Annotated in this window: 14 protein-coding genes; all 14 read left to right on the top strand. The window is 71.6% G+C overall.

The window, feature by feature from the left end; all coding sequences use genetic code 11:
• Positions 1 to 54 precede the first annotated feature (54 nt).
• The 14 genes from ACZ5SK_RS04460 to ACZ5SK_RS04395 are packed head-to-tail and all read left to right on the top strand — an operon-like array spanning position 55 to position 19437.
• Positions 55 to 1374, top strand: a complete 1320-nt coding sequence (locus ACZ5SK_RS04460) for a nucleotide sugar dehydrogenase (protein ID WP_334582738.1) — start codon at positions 55 to 57, stop codon at positions 1372 to 1374.
• Complete coding sequence (locus ACZ5SK_RS04455; protein ID WP_334582739.1) at positions 1364 to 2629, top strand: glycosyltransferase family 4 protein; 1266 nt, start codon at positions 1364 to 1366, stop codon at positions 2627 to 2629. The genes ACZ5SK_RS04460 and ACZ5SK_RS04455 overlap by 11 nt, the downstream gene beginning before the upstream one ends.
• Entirely contained in the window at positions 2626 to 3993 is a 1368-nt protein-coding gene (locus tag ACZ5SK_RS04450) for a Wzz/FepE/Etk N-terminal domain-containing protein (RefSeq protein WP_361704035.1), read from the top strand. Before ACZ5SK_RS04455 ends, ACZ5SK_RS04450 begins: the two co-directional genes overlap by 4 nt.
• Complete coding sequence (locus ACZ5SK_RS04445) at positions 3990 to 5543, top strand: Wzz/FepE/Etk N-terminal domain-containing protein (protein ID WP_334582741.1); 1554 nt, start codon at positions 3990 to 3992, stop codon at positions 5541 to 5543. Before ACZ5SK_RS04450 ends, ACZ5SK_RS04445 begins: the two co-directional genes overlap by 4 nt.
• Positions 5544 to 5546: 3 nt before the next feature.
• Positions 5547 to 7481 carry an asparagine synthase (glutamine-hydrolyzing) gene (gene asnB / locus ACZ5SK_RS04440; protein ID WP_334582742.1) on the top strand — a complete coding sequence of 645 codons (1935 nt, stop codon included), beginning with the start codon at positions 5547 to 5549 and terminating at the stop codon, positions 7479 to 7481.
• 17 nt (positions 7482 to 7498) lie between these two features.
• Complete coding sequence (locus ACZ5SK_RS04435) at positions 7499 to 9733, top strand: bi-domain-containing oxidoreductase (RefSeq protein ID WP_468575317.1); 2235 nt, start codon at positions 7499 to 7501, stop codon at positions 9731 to 9733.
• Entirely contained in the window at positions 9730 to 11697 is a 1968-nt protein-coding gene (locus tag ACZ5SK_RS04430; RefSeq protein WP_468575315.1) for a heparinase II/III family protein, read from the top strand. The genes ACZ5SK_RS04435 and ACZ5SK_RS04430 overlap by 4 nt, the downstream gene beginning before the upstream one ends.
• A gap of 12 nt (positions 11698 to 11709) precedes the next feature.
• Entirely contained in the window at positions 11710 to 13245 is a 1536-nt protein-coding gene (locus tag ACZ5SK_RS04425; RefSeq protein ID WP_361704045.1) for a right-handed parallel beta-helix repeat-containing protein, read from the top strand.
• Position 13246: 1 nt separating this feature from the next.
• On the top strand, positions 13247 to 14479 hold the full coding sequence (locus tag ACZ5SK_RS04420; RefSeq protein WP_334582746.1) for an O-antigen ligase domain-containing protein: 1233 nt from the start codon (positions 13247 to 13249) through the stop codon (positions 14477 to 14479).
• Between the two features lie 2 nt (positions 14480 to 14481).
• Complete coding sequence (locus tag ACZ5SK_RS04415) at positions 14482 to 15726, top strand: glycosyltransferase (protein ID WP_468575313.1); 1245 nt, start codon at positions 14482 to 14484, stop codon at positions 15724 to 15726.
• On the top strand, positions 15723 to 16973 hold the full coding sequence (locus ACZ5SK_RS04410) for a class I SAM-dependent methyltransferase (RefSeq protein ID WP_334582748.1): 1251 nt from the start codon (positions 15723 to 15725) through the stop codon (positions 16971 to 16973). The genes ACZ5SK_RS04415 and ACZ5SK_RS04410 overlap by 4 nt, the downstream gene beginning before the upstream one ends.
• Entirely contained in the window at positions 16970 to 17764 is a 795-nt protein-coding gene (locus ACZ5SK_RS04405; protein ID WP_361704053.1) for a glycosyltransferase family protein, read from the top strand. Before ACZ5SK_RS04410 ends, ACZ5SK_RS04405 begins: the two co-directional genes overlap by 4 nt.
• Positions 17761 to 18408: a PIG-L deacetylase family protein gene (locus ACZ5SK_RS04400; RefSeq protein ID WP_361704055.1), complete on the top strand. Its 648-nt coding sequence runs from the start codon at positions 17761 to 17763 to the stop codon at positions 18406 to 18408. Before ACZ5SK_RS04405 ends, ACZ5SK_RS04400 begins: the two co-directional genes overlap by 4 nt.
• A gap of 3 nt (positions 18409 to 18411) precedes the next feature.
• Positions 18412 to 19437 carry an NAD-dependent epimerase/dehydratase family protein gene (locus tag ACZ5SK_RS04395; protein ID WP_334582751.1) on the top strand — a complete coding sequence of 342 codons (1026 nt, stop codon included), beginning with the start codon at positions 18412 to 18414 and terminating at the stop codon, positions 19435 to 19437.
• Positions 19438 to 19444 lie beyond the last annotated feature (7 nt).

The following is a 19444-nucleotide window of genomic DNA, read 5'->3' as shown; positions in this document are numbered from 1 at the left end:
CGCCGACGCGCGGACTGCAGGCCGCAAGGGCCTGCCTGGGGGGAGGAACAAGGCATGAGAGTCAGCGTTTTCGGCCTCGGCTACGTGGGCTGTGTGTCGGCCGCGTGCCTGGCCAGCATGGGTCACGAGGTCGTCGGGGTGGACGTCAACCAGGTGAAGGTCGACCTGGTCAACGACGGCAAGGCCCCGGTGGTCGAGGAGCGGATCGGCGAGCTCATCGCCGAGGTCGTGCGAAGCGGAGCGCTCCGCGCAACCGGCGACGTCCGCGAGGCCGTCATGGACAGCGAGGTGTCGCTGGTCTGCGTGGGCACGCCGTCGGAGCCCAACGGCAGCCTGTGCACCACGTACTTGGAGCGGGTCACCGAGCAGATCGGCGCCGCGCTGGCCGAGCGGGGCGGGCGGCACACCGTCGTGTTCCGCAGCACCATGCTCCCGGGCACCTGTCTGAACCTGCTGGTGCCGATCCTGGAGAAGTACGTCGGCGGCACCGCCGGGGTGGACGTCGGGGTCGCGGTCAATCCGGAGTTCCTGCGCGAGGGCACGAGCGTGCGGGACTTCTTCGACCCGCCCAAGACCGTCATCGGCGAGCTCGACCCGGCAAGCGGCGACGCGGTGCTGGCACTGTACGACGGCTTGCCCGGCGAGGTGTTCCGGGTGCCGGTCCCGACGGCCGAGGCGATCAAATACGCGGACAACGCGTTCCACGGCCTCAAGATCGGCTTCGCGAACGAGCTGGGCGCGGTGTGCCAGGCGCTCGGGGTCGACTCGCACCAGGTGATGGACGTGTTCCTGGCCGACCGCAAGCTGAACATCAGCCCCGCCTACCTGCGGCCCGGCTTCGCCTTCGGCGGCTCCTGCCTCCCCAAGGACCTGCGCAGCCTGGTGTACGCGGCGCAGCGGGCCGACGTGTCGGTACCGATCCTCTCCCACGTGCTGCCGTCCAACTCCGATCATCTGCAGCGCGCGGTGGAGCTGGTCGAGCGCACCGGCAAGCGCCGGGCGGGCCTGTTCGGGCTGTCCTTCAAACCCGGCACCGACGACCTCCGCGAGAGCCCGCTCGTCGAGCTGGCGGAGCGGCTCTTCGGCAAGGGGTACGACCTGAAGATCTACGACGCCAACGTGAGCCTCTCGCGGCTGCTCGGCGCGAACCGCGAGTACATCGAGACCCGGCTGCCGCATCTCGCGCAACTGCTCGCGGACTCCGTCGAGGAGGTGCTCGACCACGCCGAGGTGTGCCTGGTCGGGACCAGGGATCCGGCCGTGCTGTCGGCGCTGCCCCATGGCGCCGACGGCCCGCTGATCGTCGACCTCATCCACCTTCCCGACGCCGATGCGCGGCGGGCCGAACCGGGGTACATGGGCCTTGCTTGGTGACGCGAGAAGCGGCGACCGGCCGGACCGGCGCGCGCTGATCCTGGTGGAGAACCTGTCGGTGCCGTTCGACCGGCGGGTGTGGCAGGAGTGCACGACGCTGCGCGACGCGGGCTGGACGGTGCACGTCATCTGTCCCCAGGGGAGCAAGCGGGACACGGAACCGGAGGCCGTGATCGACGGGGTGCGGATCCACCGCTACCCGTTGCGCGCGGCCACCGGAGGGCCGGCAGGCTATCTGCGGGAGTACGGATCGGCGCTGTGGCACACGGTCCGGCTGGCCCGGAAGGTCGGCCCGGTCGACGTGGTCCATGCCTGCAACCCGCCCGACCTGCTGTTCCTGCCGGCGCTGTGGCTGAAGCGGCGCGGCGCGCGGTTCGTCTTCGACCAGCACGACCTGGTGCCCGAGCTGTACCTCTCCCGGTTCGGCCGCGGCAAGGACCTGCTCTACCGCGCCGTGTGCGCGCTGGAACGGCGGACCTACCGCGCCGCGGACATCGTGCTCGCCACCAACGAGAGCTACCGGGACGTCGCGGTGCGCCGTGGCGGCAAGCGGCCGGCGGATGTCTTCGTGGTGCGCAGCGCGCCCGACGTCGACCGGTTCCACCCCGTGCCGCCGGAGCCGGAATTGAAGCGCGGCAAGCCGCATCTGCTGTGCTACCTCGGCGTCATGGGCCCGCAGGACGGCGTCGACTACGCGCTGCGGGCGCTGGCGAAACTGCGCGACGAGGTCGGGCGGACCGACTGGCACGCGGTGTTCGTCGGCGCCGGCGACACCTTCGACGCGATGGTGGAGCTGTCCCGGCGGCTCGGGCTCTCGGAGCAGGTGCAGTTCACCGGGCGCATCCCGGACGCCGACCTGGTGCGCTACCTGTCCACCGCGGACGTATGCCTCTCCCCCGACCCGCACAACCCGCTCAACGACGTGTCGACCATGAACAAGGTCCTGGAATACATGGTGATGGGCCGGCCGATCGTCTCGTTCGATCTGAAGGAGGCGCGGGTCTCCGCCGGTGACGCCGCCCTCTACGCGTCCGCCGATGACGAGGCCGAGTTCGCCGAGCTCGTGGCGCTGCTGCTGGACGATCCGGAGCAGCGGGCCCGGATGGGCAAGATCGGCCAGGAGCGGGTCAACGGGCCGCTCTCCTGGCGGAACTCGCAGGCATCGCTGCTCGCCGCCTACACCGCTGCCTGCCGGGACCACGCTCCGGCGTCGGCGGGCAACCCGTACCAAGCAGGGAGAAGGCCGCACAGTTGAGCGATGACACCATACGCCTGGTCACGATCGGGCGGATCATCCGTCGACGCCGGCGGCTTCTCACTCTTCTCGCCGTGCTGGGTGCGCTCGTCGGCTACGGCACCTCTTTGCTGATTCCGCCGCGTTACACGACGTCGGCGTCGGTCCTGCTGCCTGGGGCATGGGAGGAGCGCGAGCTGCTGACGCAGACGGAGATCGCGACCAGTTCGGTGGTGGTCGACCGCGCGGCCGCCACCCTGCACTGGACCGGGGTCAGCGGCAGCGAGCTGCGGAATCAGGTGAGCGCCGCGGCCGCCGACGGGAACATCATCAAGATCTCGGGCACGGCCGACACCCCGAAGCGCGCACAGCAGCTCTCCGACCAGGTGGCCCGGCAGTTCGTCGCCTTCGCCGCGCAGATCGCGGGCGACAACACCGACCCCGAAACGGCGGCCCAGCCCGAGGCACTGCGACAGTTGGTGACGCAGACCAGCCGCCGCATCAGCGAGCTGGCCGACGCCACCGATCCGGGGCGGACCGTGGAGAGCGTGCAGACCCGCACCGAGCTCGCCAAGCTGCGGACCGCGCTGCAGGACGCCGTCAACAAACTGGACCAGGCCGCCCCAGCTACCGGCAAGGCCACCATGGTCGTCATGGGGTCGGCGGCCCGGCCGACCGCAGAGGCACCGCCGACGAGGGTGCAGCTCATCGCCGGCGGGGCACTGCTGTTCTTCCTGCTCGCCGTCATCGGCCATCTCACCGCCGCACGGATGAGCCGCCGACCGCGCACCGAAGGGGAGATCGCGGCGGCCCTGGGCTCGGCGCTGCTGGGCACCGTCGACGTGCCCGGTGAACACCCCGCGCACCGGCCGCAAGGCCGTGGCGCGCGAGCCCGGATCCGCCGGCTGCTGGGCGCCGACGTCCGGTGGGACCTACCCGCCTTGCAGACCTCCGGCGACGAGGCCGGCAGACAGATCCGCTACCGGCGGGTCTGCGCCCGTATCCGGGACCGACTACCGGCTCCCCGGCGGCTGCTGGTCGTCGTACCGGACGGCGACGAGATCGCACACCTGGCCGCCGGGCAACTCGCCGCCGAAGCCGGCGGCGATCCGCTGCTGCGGGTGGTGGAGATTTCGGTGTCCCAGCCGATGGTGGCGGACCGCGACCTCGAGTCCGGCGCCCTGGTCGTGCTCAGCGCGGGCAACTGGACCGCGGGAGAGCTCGCCGGCCTCGCCGAGGCGTGTGCGGACGCGGGGCACGACATCGTCGGCATCGTCCTCGCCGGCGCGGTCCGGGCCCGCCCGACACGGTCTGCCGGCCATCCACGGCATGCCGCCACACCGGCGCTCGCGGTCGGCAACGACGCGACGGGAGGTTCAAGGTGACCACGAGCACGACTTCCGAGGCGTCGACCGCCGCTCCGCTGCTGGACCTGCAGTCACTGGTGGTGGCGGTGCGCAGGCGCCGCCGCCTCTGGTGCTCCATGGCGCTGCTGGGGCTGTTCGCCGGCGTGGCGGTGGCGGTCCTGCTGCCGCCACCGCCGAGCGCGGTGACCAAGGTGTTGGTCGCCCATCAGGAGGACCAGCCGAACGACCCTGGAACGCTGATCCGCACCGACGTCGCGCTGCTGCAGACCACGCGGATCGCCGACGCGGCCCTGCAGTCCCTCAAGTCCCCGGAAAAACCGGAGGACTTCATGCAGGACTACGGGGGCGCCGGCCTGACCAACAACCTGCTGCAGATCAATGTGACAGGCGCCAGCGACGCGGAAGCGGTGGCCCGCGCCAAGGCCCTGGCCGATGCGTTCATCGCGGACCACGTGAAGCGGATACAGCAAGCCGCGGACGCCCAGGCCAAGGCCCTGCTCGCCCAGCGTGACCGACTGCAGGACGAACTCGCCCAGGTCAACACGTCGATCGGTGACGCTTCACCGGACAGCGGACCGAAGGGGTCGGCCAACCTGGAGTCGCTCTTCGCCCGCCGGGCCGAGCTCACCTCGCGGATCACCGATTTCGGCCAGCGTGCCGCGGAGGCGCGCGTCGGCACGCCGCAGCTCATCGCCGGCACACAGATCGTGGACGCCCCGCGGGCGGTGGCGCACTCCCTGCCCAGGACCGCTGCCACCGACGCCGCGATCGGGTTCGTCCTCGGACTCGCCCTCGGGCTCGCGGTGGCCGCGGTCGGCACGGTGGTGGCGGACCGCCCCGTGCTGCGCCGGGAGATCGCGGCGAACCTCGGCGTCTCCGTCATCGCGGAGCTGCCGAGCCGGTCGGCCGGGCCGTGGCAGCGCCGACGGATCCGAGCCGCACGCGAACGGCTCACCACGTCCCTGGCCCGCACCGTGCGCGGCTCAGCGGAACCGGTGTCGCTGCTGGAGCTGGGCTGTGCGCGCAGCACAGGCGTGATCGCCCTGGACCTCGCCGGAGCACTGGCGGCCGACGGGCCCGTCGTCGTCATCGATGCTCTGCCCGGCCGGCAACTCGCCGGCCGCCGCCCGAAACCGGGGGACCCGACCGTGGTCAGCGGCGAACATGCCGCGGCCGTCTCGCACGAGGAACTCCGGCTCGGTGTCGGCTCGGTGGCGCCCGGCACGGCGTGGACCGACCTCCAGTACCTCGGCACCCGGTCCGTGCTCGTCGTGCGCGCCGGGCACGGCAGCACCGCCTGGCTGCACACCGTGGCACGGCAACTCGCGGACCAGCGCATCGCGGTGATCGGTGTGGTGCTGATCGACCCCGATCCGCGTGACCGGACCGACGGCACCCTGTGGGACGGGCTGCACACCGCGCTGCGCGGCCAGAACGAGCGGCCGGCCCGACACAACGGTGGGGGTGCCTCCCACGCCGTTCAGGCAGTGGGGGAGGGCCGGCGGCAGACGGAGCGGCTGCCGATGTGGGCGGCACGGGTCCCGGACAACGACCAGGAAGCGCGGTAGGACATGTGTGGAATCGCAGGCACTTACCGATGGCCGGACGGGAAGGCCGTGGCCGACCGGCTCACCGACACCCTCGCCCACCGCGGTCCGGACGCGGGGGGACGGTACGGCCACGCCGCCGGTGACGGCGAAGTGCACCTCGGGCACCGCCGGCTGGCCATCATCGACCTGTCCGAGACCGGCGCCCAGCCGATGGTCTCGGGCGGCCTCGCCCTGACGTACAACGGCGAGCTGTACAACGCGCCCGAGCTACGTGCCGAGCTGGAGGCCACCGGGGTGCGCTTCCGCGGCACCTCCGACACCGAGGTGCTGCTGGAGGCCTGGCGGCGCTGGGGCACGGACTGCCTGCCCCGGCTGCGCGGCATGTTCGCGTTGGGGATCTTCGACGAGCGAACCGGTGACCTGGTCCTCGCCCGCGACCAGCTCGGCATCAAGCCGCTGTTCCTGCTCCGGCGCGGCGAGGGTCTGGTGTTCGCCTCGGAGCTCAAGGCGCTCGCCGCCGTGACCGGCGGGTCGCTGCAGGTGGACCCCGCGGCGCTGGTGGCCTCGCTGCTGTACTACTGGGTGCCGGACTCACGGTGCGCGTTGCGCGAAGCGGAGAAGCTGCCGCCGGGGAGCTGGCTCAGGTGCCGGTCCGACGGCCGGGTGGAGCGCGGCCGGTTCTGGAGCCTGAAGGACGTCGCCGCCGAGGGCCGGGAGCGGGCCCTCAGCGGCGAGCAGCCGGACCTCGCTGCCGTCGTCGAGGAGTCGACCCGGCGCCATCTGATGTCCGACGTGCCCGTGGCGACCTTCCTCTCCGGCGGCCTCGACTCCAGCTATCTGACCGCGCTGGCGGCCCGCCACCAACCGGGGATCTCCGCCTACACGATCGGGTTCCGCGCCGAGGACGCCAAGTTCGAGGCGATGCCGGACGACCTGCGCTATGCCCGGCAGGTGGCCCAGCAGTTCGGCGTCGACCTGCACGAGATAGAGATCGCTCCGAACGTGCTCGACCTGCTGCCGCAGATGACGTACCACCTGGACGAGCCGATCGGCGACCCCGCGGCGATCAACACCTTCCTGATCTGCTCGGCCGCCCGGGAGGCCGGGGTCAAGGTGATGCTCTCGGGGATGGGCGCCGACGAGCTGTTCGCCGGTTACCGCAAGCACCTGGCCAACCTGCTCGCGCTGCGCTACCAGCGCGTCCCGCGGCCCCTGCGGCGCGGGCTGTCCGCGGCCGTGGACCGGCTGCCGGTCGCCTCGGCCCGCCGGGGGTACCGGTCGGTGCGCTTCGCGAAGCGGTTCCTCTCCTTCGCCGATCTGCCGGAGGAGACCGCGTTCCGGCGCAGCTACACCATGTACGACCAGGACGAGCTGCTCGCTCTGATCAACCCGGATCTGGCCGGGACGGTCGACGACGTGCTGACCGAGCACGCGGACGTCTACCAGGACAACGACCTCGACGACTTCGTCAACCGCATGTGCCTGGGCGACGCCCGGATGTTCCTGCCGGGCCTGAACCTCGCGTACACGGACCGGTCGAGCATGGCCGCGTCGACCGAGGTGCGAGTGCCGTATGTGGACGTCGAGGTGGTCAGGGCCGCGTTCGCCGTGCCGGGTGACCGCAAGATCGTCGGACGGCAGGGCAAGGCCGTCCTGAAGGAGGCGGCCGCCTCGATCCTGCCCCGGGAGATCGTGTACCGGCCCAAAGGCCTGTTCAGCGCCCCGCTGCGGGCCTGGATGAGCCGGGATCTGGCGCCGCTGGTGCGCGAGGTGGTCAACGACGGCGTGCTCGTCCGTTCCGGGTTCCTGCGCCGTGACGCGCTGGCGCGGATGGTCGCCGAGGACGCCGCCGGGCAGCGGGACTTCTCCAAGCATCTGTGGCATGTGCTGACCCTCGAGTACTGGTATCGCGGCGCGACCTCCCCGGCCGGCCAGAACTCGTCCTTGACGGCGTAGAGACAAGAGGATTTCGGGTGAAACAGGTTGTGCAGAACTACAAGAGCGGCGAGCTGACCCTGCTCGACGTGCCGGTGCCGGGGTGCAAGCCGGACGGTGTGCTGGTCCGGAGCGCCTACTCGCTGATCTCCACCGGGACCGAGCTCATGAAGGTGTCCGAGGCCGGCATGTCGATGCTGGGCAAGGCCCGCTCCCGGCCGGACCAGGTGGCCAAGGTCGTGCAGAGCGTGGCCACCAACGGGGTGCCCGCCACCTACCGCAAGGTGATGGGCAAGCTGGACTCCTACACGCCGCTGGGCTACTCGCTGTGCGGGGTGGTCGAGCAGGTCGGCGCGGGGATCGACGGGGTGAAGGTCGGCGACCTCGTGGCCTGCGCCGGCAACGAGCACGCGTTGCACGCCGAGCTGAACTGGGTGCCGAAGAACCTCTACGCCCGGGTGCCGGACGGCCTCGCGCCGCGGCACGCGGCCTTCGGCACCGTCGGGTCGATCGCGTTGCAGGGCGTCCGCCAGGGCGAGTCACGGCTCGGCGAGGTGGCGCTGGTCATCGGCCTCGGGCTGATCGGGCAGCTGGTGGTACAGCTGCTGGCCGCCTCGGGAGTCTCGGTCATCGGGGCCGACCCCGACCCGGCGCGCTGTGAGCTCGCCGAGCGCCTGGGCGCGGCGGTCTGCGGCGATCCCTCCTCCGCGGCCGTGGAAACCGCCGTCGCCGAACTCACCGGCGGTCACGGGGTGGACCAGGTGTACCTGGCCGCCGGCGGCGGCAGCAACCAGCCCGTCGAGCTGGCCGCCCGGCTGAGCCGGGACCGCGGCCGGGTCGTCGACATCGGCAAGTGCCGTCTGGACCTGCCGTGGAACGCGTACTACGAGAAGGAGCTCGACGTCCGGTTCTCCCGCAGTTACGGCCCCGGGCGCTACGACCCGGAGTACGAGCTCGAGGGGCGGGACTACCCGATCGGTTACGTGCGCTGGACCGAGCGACGCAACCTGGCGTGCTTCCTCGATCTCCTCGCCCGCGGCCGCGTCGACGTGGAGCCCTTGGTCTCCCACATCGCCGACTTCGACGACGCCGTCGAGACGTACCAGAGCCTGAAGGACGGCGAGTTGAAGGCCGTGGCCGTGCTGTTCCGCTACCCCGACGTGAAGGCAGCGGAGGAAGCGGGGGAAGGAGGGGAATCGGGGGAAGCGGGGGAAGCGGAGGAGACAGCGGCCCCGGCGGTGGCCGTGCCCGCGGTGAAGCGGTCCGGCGGCGCAGTGCCCGCGTCGGCCCGGGCCGCCAAGTCGCCGGTGCGGCTGGCGTTCGTCGGCGCGGGAAACTACGCGACGTCGATGCTGCTGCCGCACCTGGCACAGCGTGAGGGCGTCGAGCTGTCGACGGTCGTCACCACGACGGCGCTGTCCGCGGCCAACGCACAGCGCAAGTTCGGCTTCGCCGAGGCGACCACCGATCTCGACGCCGTGCTCGGCGACAAGTCCATCGACGCGGTGTTCGTGGTCACCCGCCACAGCTCGCACGCCGAACTGACCCGAAAGGCGCTGCTGGCCGGCAAGACGGTGTTCGTGGAGAAGCCGTTGGCGCTCACCGAGGACGAACTGGCCGGCGTGCTGGCGGCGGTGGAGGAGTCCGGCAACGACCGGCTGCAAGTGGGCTTCAACCGCCGGTTCGCGCCGCTGCTACAGGAGGCCAGGAAGCGGTTCGGCGCCCGGACCGGGCCGGCGAGCCTGCGCTACCTGGTCAACGCGGGCCGGCTCGATCACGGCAGCTGGTACCTGCGACAGGGCACCGAGGGCTCGCGGTTCGCCGGCGAGGGCGGGCACTTCATCGACACGGCGAGCTGGCTGCTCGAGGCCGACCCGGTCTCGGTGTACGCGGCCGCCACATCCGGCAACGAGGACCTGCAGATCGTGATGCGCTACCCGGACGGGTCCACCGCCACCATCAGCTATGTCACCACCGGCTCGTCCGGCTTTCCCAAGGAGACGCTGGACCTGATCGCGGACGGCAGGGTGCTCCGGCTCGACGACTTCGTCCGTGCGTCGGTGTACGGCAGTAAGCGGTGGGTCAGCTCGCGGCTGCCCAAGGCCCGGGACAAGGGCCAGAACGCCCAACTGGCGGCGTTCGTCAAGGCCGTGCGGACCGGGGGGCCGATGCCGGTGCCGCTGGAGTCGCTGGTCGCCACCACGGCGGCCACCCTCGCTGTACAGGCCGGCCTGGTCGGCGGAGCGCCGGTGACGTTGGCGAGAGCCCGATGACCATGAGCGCGGGCTGGTATCTGCGGCGGCTGTCCCGGATGGGACCGCGGGAGGTCGGCGGCCGGGTGGGCGACACGGTGCGCAGGCGGCGCTGGCGGTCGGCGCGGCCGGACTGCCCGAACGTGACCGGCGCCCGGTTCACCGCGGTGCTGCCCGCGGGGACGATCGAGGCGGTGCCGCCGGACGCCGCGAAACGTCTCCTCGCCGAGGCGGACCGGCTGATGGCCGGGCACGCCGAGTATTTCGGGGTGGTCCGCGACGACCTGACCGACCCGGACTGGTGGTACGACCCGAAGACCGGGCGGCGGGCTCCGTGGGGCTACGCCTTCGACGTGCCGTACCGCAGCGAGGACGCGGTCGGGGACGTCAAGCAGATCTGGGAGCTGTCCCGGCATCAGTACCTCACCGTGCTCGCCGCCGCCTACGCGATCAGCGAGGACGAGCGGTACGCCGAGCGAGTGGCCGAGCACCTGCGGTCGTGGTGGGCGGGCAACGCGCCGCTGCGCGGGGTGCACTGGACCAGCGGCATCGAGCTGGGGATCCGGCTGCTGTCGTGGGTGTGGATCCGTCGGCTGCTCGACGGCTGGCCGGGCGTGGGCGCTCTGTTCGAGGGCAACCCGGTGGCGCTGAACCAGATCTGGCACCACCAGCGCTGGCTGGCCGCCTTCCCCAGCCGGGGGTCTTCGGCGAACAACCACGTCATCGCCGAGGCCGCCGGACAGTTCGCGGCGGCCTGCGCGTTCGGCTGGTTCCCCTCCTCGGAGCGCTGGCGGGCCGACGCCCTGCGGTCGCTGGAGCGGCACCTGCGCGGCAACACCTTCCGCTCCGGCCTCAACCGTGAGCTGGCCACCGAGTACCACGGACTGGTGCTGGAGCTCGGCCTGGCCGCGCTGGCCGAGGCGGATGCGGCAGGCGTGCCGGTGCCCGCGTCGATCCGGCTGGTGCTGCTGCGGATGACCGACGCGCTCGCGGCCGTCGTGGACAGCCGGCTGCGGCCGCCGCGTCAGGGGGACTCGGACGACGGGCACGGTCTGGTCGTGGACGGTGCGGGCACCGACCGCTGGGGCTCGCTGCTGGCCACCGGGGACGCCGTGTTCGGCCGGCTCGCCTGGTGGCCGACGGTGACCGGCACCGATGTGCGCACCCCGCTGCTGGCCGCGCTCATCCGGCCGTACCCGGAGAACGAGGCCTCACCGGCCGTGTCCCGCCCGGCAAGCCGACCGGGTCATTTCACCGACGCGGGCATGACCATCCTGCGTGGTCCGGCGGGGATCTGGTGCCGCTGCGACGGTGGTCCGCACGGATTCCTGTCCATCGCCGCGCATGCTCACGCGGACGCGCTGTCCGTGGAGGTCCGGCACGACGGGGTCGACGTGCTCGCCGACCCGGGGACGTACTGCTACCACGGGCAGCCCGAGTGGCGGCAGTACTTCCGGTCGACCCTCGGCCACAACACCCTGCAACTGGACGGCGGTGACCAGTCCGTCTCCGGCGGCCCCTTCCTGTGGACCCGGCAGGCCCGCAGCCGCGTCCTGGTCGCGGACACCTCCGGCGCCTTGGACGGGGGGACGGCCCGCTGGTGCGCCGAGCACGACGGCTACCAGCGCTCCGTGCACCGCCGCCGGGTGGAACTGTCGGCCGAGAGCCAGGAGTTGACGGTGGTCGACGAAGTACGCGGCCCGCGCCGGGCCGCGCGACTGGCGTTCCACCTCGGCCCGGCGATCGTCGCCGAGCTGGCAGGACACCGGGCGGTGCTCACCTGGACCCGGGACGGCGAGGACCGCTCCGCGACGCTCGACCTGCCCGGGCAGCTGACCTGGCGGGCGCATCGCGGCGAGAGCGATCCGCCGCTGGGCTGGTACTCCCCCGGCTTCGGGCGCAAGGAACCCGCCACCACGCTGATCGGCACCGGCTTCGCCGACGGCGCGCAGGGGTTCACCACCGTACTCAGGTTCCACGGTTAGGGAGGACGTGTAGTGATCAAGTGGGGGCGCTGGGCGCTGCCGGCGGCACTGCTGGCGCTGGTTGTGCCGGCGGCGACCGGCTGTGAGAGCAGCACGCCGGGCGCGGCGCCGAAGCCGACCGCCGCCGTGCCCTCCGCATCCGTGTCCACGTCCGTGGCCCGGGTGTGCGCCAAGCCCGCGGCCGGGCCGGCGACGGCGCCGAAAGGCGCGGTGCCCGTCGACCCCGCGGTGGCCGGTGACCTGGCGGCGAAGACCAAGAGCAGTCCCCCGCACACCACGTTCTGGCTTCGACCGGGCAGGCACAGGCTCGAACCGGACCGCTACGCCCAGGTCATCCCCAAGGAGGGGGACAGCTATCTCGGCGCGCCGGGCGCGGTGCTCGACGGCCGCAAGACCAACCAGTACGCGTTCGGCGGCACCGCCCATGGCGTCACCATCCGCTACCTGACCGTGCAGGGTTTCGTCGCCCCGCAGGACGAGGGTGTGGTCAACCATGACTCGGCCGACGGGTGGGTGATCGAGCACTCGACGATCCAGAACAACTCCGGCGCCGGACTGATGGCCGGCGCCCACCAGCAGGTCCGCGCCAACTGCCTGCGCGCCAACGGGCAGTACGGCATGAACGCGTACAAGAGCGGCGGCCTTGTCACCGGTCTGGTGGTCGAGGGCAACGAGATCGTGGGCAACAACACCGGCGACTGGGAGCGGCGGCGACCGGGCTGCGGCTGCACCGGAGGCGTCAAGTTCTGGGCCGTCGACGGCGCCGACGTACGGGGCAACTGGGTGCACGACAACCGCGGGCCCGGGTTGTGGGCGGACACCAACAACAACGACTTCCTCATCGAGGACAACGTGCTCGAGGCCAACGACGGTGCCGCGCTGATCTACGAGACCAGCTACAACGCGATCATCCGGAAGAACACGATGCGCCGGAACAACTGGGTGGAGGGCCGCAGGTACGCCGACAAGGGCGACAACTTCCCGTTCGCGACCGTCTACCTGTCCGAGTCCGGCGGCGAACCGCGGATCCGGGCCCGCACGGACAAGATCGAGATCTACGGGAACGTGCTGGAGAACAACTGGTCCGGGATCACCCTGTGGGAGAACGCCGACCGGTTCTGCAACAGCCCGGCCAACACCTCCTCAGGTGACTGCACGTTGCTGGTGAAGAAGACCGGCAGCTGCGCACGGCCGGCGATCGCCACCGCACCGCTCTACGCCGACTGCAGGTGGAAGACCCAGCGGGTGGACATCCACGGCAACCGCTTCGTGCTCGACAAGTCCGTCGTCGACTGCACGGTCAAGTGCGACCGCATGGCGGTGCTGGCCAACTACGGCACCTATCCGGACTGGTCGCCGTACCAGGGCGAGCGGGTGGCCGAGGCGATCACCCGCAAGCAGGACAACCACTGGCACGACAACGTCTACGTCGGACCGTGGACGTTCGTCGCCCACGACCCGAGCCGGACACTCGACTCCGCGCAGTGGCAGGCCGCGCCGTACCAGCAGGACGCGGGCAGCACCTTCCGCGCCGGGGACGGTGGTTGAGATGGGCGCGGACCACACGCCGAAGATCGTCGGGACAGTCTGGGGGCTGCTGGTCCTCAACACGCTCGGCTCCGCCGGGGCGAAGACCATCGTCCCGCTGCCCCGCTCCCTCATCCAGATGGTCACCATGGGCGCGCTGGTCGCCGCGTTCGCCCTGGCGCTCGCGGTCAATGTCCGGCTGCGCATCCGGGCCAGTGCCTTCCTGTTCCTGCTCACCCTGCTGCTGGTGCTGAGCGTGATCTCCAGCGCGAACCTGGAGTCAGGGTTCGGGGCGCTGTTCCGGTGCGCCCGGCTGGCTCTCTTCGTCGGCACGCTGTGGCTGCTCAGCCGCTGGTGGGACGGCGGTCCGACGTTCGTGCGGCACCACATCCGGATGTACTTCGCGGTCCTCGGGTCGGTGGCCGCCGGCCTTGTCATCTCACCGGGCGCGGCCCTGCCCGACCTCTACGGCGGGCGGCTGGTCGGCGCGTTGTGGCCGCTCACTCCGCCGCAGATCGGACAGTACGCAGCGGTGATCATCGGGCTCACCGTGCTGCTCCTGCTGGGCCGCCGCACCGACAGGACCAGCGCGGCGGTGGTCATCGTGCCGTCACTCGTCCTGCTCGCGCTGACCCATACCCGCACCGCCACGCTGGGCCTGCTCATCGGGCTGGCGCTGGCGATTGCGTCGCTCATCCTGACCAGCGCCGCCGCCCGCCGGTTCTTCTCCTGGGCGGTGGTGTGCGCCGCGGTGGCCGCGGTCGGGTTCGGCTCCGCGTTGCAGGCGTGGTTCCTGCGCGGACAGAGCCAGGAGAACTTCAGCAGCCTCACCGGTCGGGAGAAGGTCTGGCACGCCCTGCTGTCAGCACCCCGGACGACTTCGGAGTACCTGTTCGGCGCGGGCCTGGGCGACAAGTCGTTCGGCGGACTGCCGATCGACAACAGCTGGCTGGCCGTCTACAACGAGCAGGGCATGACCGGCGTCGCGCTGGTGGCGGCGATCATCATCGTGCTGGGCGGCGTCGCGTTGCTGCGGCCGCCGTCGCTGTCAAGGGCCTGCGCGATCTTCCTGATCAGCTACTGCGCGATCGCCTCGTACACCGAGGCCGGGCTGGGCGACGCCTCGCCGTATCTGCTCCATCTGGCCGTGGCCGCCTCGCTGCTGGCGACCCCTGCGGCGGCCACTCCCCTCACGACACCCGAAGTGCCTCGACGACGCGGCCCGCGATGGGCCCAGAGATCGGAGGTGGCCTGAGCATGCACGTCCTCGTGGTGCACAACCGCTACGCCTCGGCACAGCCGAGCGGAGAGAACAAGGTCGTCGACCAGGAGGTGGCGCTGCTGCGCGAGGCAGGCCACCGGGTCGAGCTGTTCGAGCGGCGCAGCGACGACATCGGCGCCATGTCCCTCCTCGCCAAGGTCGCGGTGCCCCTGCGGGTGCCGTGGAACCCGGCGGTCCGCACGGAGCTCGCCAACCGGCTCCGCACCGAGCGGCCGGACGTGGTCCACGTCCACAACGTCTTCCCGCTCCTGTCGCCCGCGGTCCTTGCCGCCTGCGCCGACGCCGGCGTGCCCGCCGTCGCCACGCTGCACAACTACACCCAGGTCTGCCCGCCCGGCACGCTGCAGCGGGACGGCCGGCCCTGCACCGAGTGCGTCGGATCGGCGGTACCGCTGCCCGCCGTCCGGCACGGCTGCTACCGGGGCTCCCGCCTTGCCACGGTGCCGCTCGCGGTCAGCCTGTCGGCCAACCGGCGGCGCTGGTGGTCCGGCGTGGAGCGGTTCTTCTGCATCTCCGCAGCCCAGCGCGACACCCTGGTGCGGGCCGGGATGCCGGCCGAGCGGCTGGCGGTGAAGCACAACTTCGTACCCGACCCGGACGACCGCCGAGCAGGCGACGGAGAGCATCTGCTCTATCTCGGCCGGCTCGCGGAGGCCAAGGGCGTGCGGCTGCTCATGGCCGCCTGGGACGAGCTCGCGGCGAGCGGCGGTGTGGGCGTGCCGCTCGTGATCGCCGGTACGGGGCCGCTGGAGCCGGAGGTGACCGCCTGGGCGGCGGGCCGGGACGACGTGCGCTACGTCGGCCTGTACGACACCGCGGAGTGCCAGAAGGCCATCGCGCGGTCGGTCGCCGTCGTGGCTCCCTCGACGTGGCTGGAGGCGTTCGGCCTGGTCGTCGTGGAGGCGATGGCGGCCGGGGTGCCGGTCGTCGCCGCCGGTCACGGCGCCTTCGTCGAACTCGTCGAGGACGGGGTGACCGGGCTGCTGCACCGGCCGGGCGAGCCCGCCTCGCTCGCGTCCTGCCTGCGCCGGATCACGGCCGAACCGGACCTGGGCCGGGAGATGGGCCAGGCGGCCCGGCTCCGTTACGAACAGGGTTTCAGCCCGGCGGTCGGCCTTGACCGCCTGGTTGACGAGTACCGCACCGCGATCGCGGGTCGGTCAGCACTGGCTCGCGGCGGGGACACCCGCGCGAACAGGGGGGATGGGGACAGTAGATGACACGATGCCGACTCTGCGGCTCGGAAGCGATGGCGAGCGTCGTCGACCTCGGGGCGACGCCACCATGTGAGAGCTTTCTCGCCGCGGACCAACTGGACCGGCCGGAACCCGCGTACCCGCTGCACCTGCGGGTCTGCACCGACTGCTGGCTGGCGCAGATCCCGCCGCTGATCACGCCGGAGGAGACGTTCAAGGAGTACGCGTACTTCTCCTCGTACTCGACGTCCTGGGTGGAGCACGCGCGCACGTTCGTCGCCGACGCCGCACAGCGCCTGGCTCTCGGCCCCGACGCCTTCGTGGTCGAGGTCGCGAGCAACGACGGATATCTGCTGCGGCACGTGGTGGACCGGGGGATCCGCTGCCTGGGCATCGAGCCGTCGGTGAACGTCGGCGCGGCGGCACGGGACGCGGGTGTGCCCACGCTCACGGAGTTCCTGTCTCCGGAGGCCGGTACGGCCGTCCGCGCCGAGCACGGCCCGGCCGACCTGGTCGTGGCCAACAACGTGTACGCGCACATCCCCGACGTGGTCGGGTTCACCCAGGGGCTGCGCGCCCTGGTCGCCGACGACGGCTGGGTCTCCATCGAGGTGCAGCATCTGCTGACCCTGATCGAGGAGAACCAGTACGACACGATCTACCACGAGCACTTCCAGTACTACACGGTCGCGTCCGCGATCCGGGCCCTTGCCAGCGGCGGACTCGCGCTCGTGGACGTCGAGTTGCTGCCCACGCACGGCGGCTCCATCCGGCTGTGGGCCCGGCCGGCCGAGGCGGCCGGCGAGCCGACGCAGCGGGTGGCCGACGTGCTGGCCCGGGAGAAGGCCGCCGGTCTTCAGGAGCTGTCCGGGTACGCCGAGTTCTCCGCCCGGGTGGCCAAGGTGCGCCGGGACCTGCTCAGGTTCCTCATCGAGGCGGCCGAGCGCGGTGAGACGGTCGTCGGCTACGGCGCTCCGGGCAAGGGCAACACCCTGCTCAACCACTGCGGCATCCGGCCCGACCTGCTCGCGTACACGGTCGACCGCAACCCCTACAAGCACGGCCGGTTCACCCCGGGCACCCGCATCCCGATCCTGCCGCCCGAGCGGATAGCCGCCGACAAGCCGGACTACGTCCTCGTCCTGCCATGGAACCTGCGGGCCGAGCTGGTCGAGCAGCTGTCCTTCGTGGGCGACTGGGGCGGCCGACTGGTCTTTCCCATCCCGGAACTGAGCATTGTCGAGGTCGCGTCCCGAAAGGTCACAGCATGAAGGTCGTTCTGTTCTGCGGCGGTTACGGGATGCGGATGCGCAGCGGCGCCGCAGACGACGTGCCCAAGCCGATGGCGATGGTCGGCCCGCGGCCGCTGATCTGGCACGTCATGCGCTACTACGCGCACTTCGGGCACAGGGAGTTCATCCTGTGCCTCGGCTACGGGGCTCACCACATCAAGGACTTCTTCCTCAACTACGAGGAGACGACGTCCAACGACTTCGTGCTGCGGGGCGGGCGGACCGAGCTGCTGTCCACCGACATCGCCGACTGGACGATCACGTTCGCCCAGACCGGCATCGAGTCACCGATCGGGGAGCGGCTGCGCCGGGTGCGGCACCACCTGGACGGCGACGAGATGTTCCTCGCCAACTACGCCGACGTGCTCACCGACGCCCCGCTGCCGGAGATGATCGACCGGTTCGCCCGGCGTGACGCCGGTGCGTCGATGATGGTGGTGCCGCCGCAGTCCTCGTTCCACTGCGTGGAGTTGGGCGAGGACGGACTGGTGGGGGGCATCACCGCGGTCAGCGAACTGCCGCTGTGGGAGAACGGCGGCTACTTCGTGCTCCGCCAGGAGATCTTCGACCACATCCCGGAGAACGGGGACCTGGTCGCCGACGGATGCGCCCAACTGGCCAAGCGCGGGCGGCTGGTGGCGCACCAGCACCGCGGTTTCTGGAAGCCGACCGACACCGTGAAGGAGCGGGCCGCGCTCGACGACGCCTACACCCGGGGCGAACGCCCGTGGGCCGTGTGGGAGCGGGACGACGCCGGGGTCGGCGCGTGATCCGCCTCGGGGCCGGGCGCCTGGACCGGATCGTCGCGGTGGGCGCGCACTGCGACGACATCGCCATCGGCGCCGGCGGCACACTGCTGACGCTGTGCCTCGCGCGACCGGGTGTCCGCGTCGACGCGCTGGTGCTCTCCGGCGGTGGCAGCGAGCGGGAGCAGGAGGAGGCGGCCGCGCTCGCCGCCTTCTGCCCGGGCGCCGACCTGCGGCTGACCGTGCACAAGCTGCCCGACGGCCGGCTGCCGGCGCACTGGGAGGAGGCCAAGGCCGCGGTCGAGGAGCTGCGCGCTCAGACCGACCCGGATCTGGTCCTGGCCCCGCGCATCGCTGACGCGCACCAGGATCACCGCGGCCTGGCGAAGCTGATCCCCACCGCGTTCCGCGACCATCTCGTGCTCGGCTACGAGATCGTCAAGTGGGACGGCGATCTCGGCCGTCCGGCGGCGTACCAGCCGCTGTCGTCGGAGATCGCCGAACAGAAGGTGCGGCTGTTGCAGGAGCACTACCCCTCGCAGCGGCACCGGCCCTGGTACGACCGGGAGGCCTTCCTCGGCCTTGCCCGGATCCGCGGCATCGAATGCCAGGCGCGCTATGCCGAGGCGTTCGACGTCGCCAAACTCACGCTCAACCTGGGGGGTTGAACCTTGCGCGTACTACTGACCGGACACCAGGGCTATCTGGGCACCGTGATGGCCCCGGTCCTCGCGGCCGCCGGACACGAGGTCGTCGGCCTGGACGCCGGCCTGTTCGCCGACTGCGTCCTCGGCCCGACGCCCGCGGACCCGCCGGGGCACCGGGTGGACCTGCGCGACGTCACGGCCGAACACGTGGCCGGGGTGGACGCCGTGATCCACCTGGCCGCGCTGTCCAACGACCCGCTGGGATCGCTGGCGCCGGACCTCACCTACGACATCAACCACCACGCGTCCGTACGGCTGGCCCGGCTGGCCCGCGACGCCGGAGTGCAGCGCTTCCTGTACGCGTCCACCTGCTCGGTCTACGGCGCCGCGGGCGGCGACGATCTGGTGGCCGAGGACGCCCCGCTGCGCCCGGTCACGCCGTACGCGGAGTCCAAGGTGCGGGTGGAGGACGATGTGCACGCGCTCGCCGACGGCGACTTCAGCCCGGTGTACATGCGCAACGCCACCGCCTTCGGCTACTCGCCCCGGCTGCGCGCCGACATCGTGCTGAACAACCTGGTGGGCCACGCGCTCCTGTCCGGCGAAGTCCTTGTGCTCTCCGACGGCACGCCCTGGCGCCCGCTGGTGCACGCCGCCGACATCGCCCGGGCCTTCGCGGCCGCGCTGACCGCGCCGCGGGAAGCGGTGCACGACCGGGCGTTCAACATCGGCAGCGAGACCAACAACGTCACGGTCGCCGAGATCGCCGAGCAGGTCGCCGAGGCGGTGCCGGGCTCCAAGGTGAACATCACCGGGGAGAACGGCGCCGATCCGCGGTCGTACCGGGTGGACTTCTCCCGGTTCCGCGCCGCGATCCCCGGCTTCGACTGCGAGTGGACGGTCAAGCGCGGTGCGCTCGAACTGGCCGACGCCTACGGGAAGTTCGGGCTGACCAAGGAGGACTTCGACCGGCGCTTCACCCGCCTCGCCGTGCTGCGCGCGGCCTCCGACGCCGGCACCGTCGACGAGACCCTGCGGTGGCGCCGGTGACCACACA

The organism is Streptomyces sp. NPDC031474 (assembly GCF_055581185.1).
Note: the sequence above shows the minus strand (reverse complement) of the source record. Positions and strands in the feature narration are given on the sequence as shown.

Coding starts and splice junctions, on each gene's coding strand:
- ACZ5SK_RS04460 (WP_334582738.1), top strand. CDS start 55: ATGAGAGTCAGCGTTTTCGGCCTCGGCTACGTGGGCTGTGTGTCGGCC.
- asnB (WP_334582742.1), top strand. CDS start 5,547: ATGTGTGGAATCGCAGGCACTTACCGATGGCCGGACGGGAAGGCCGTG.
- ACZ5SK_RS04430 (WP_468575315.1), top strand. CDS start 9,730: ATGACCATGAGCGCGGGCTGGTATCTGCGGCGGCTGTCCCGGATGGGA.
- ACZ5SK_RS04420 (WP_334582746.1), top strand. CDS start 13,247: ATGGGCGCGGACCACACGCCGAAGATCGTCGGGACAGTCTGGGGGCTG.
- ACZ5SK_RS04415 (WP_468575313.1), top strand. CDS start 14,482: ATGCACGTCCTCGTGGTGCACAACCGCTACGCCTCGGCACAGCCGAGC.
- ACZ5SK_RS04410 (WP_334582748.1), top strand. CDS start 15,723: ATGACACGATGCCGACTCTGCGGCTCGGAAGCGATGGCGAGCGTCGTC.
- ACZ5SK_RS04405 (WP_361704053.1), top strand. CDS start 16,970: ATGAAGGTCGTTCTGTTCTGCGGCGGTTACGGGATGCGGATGCGCAGC.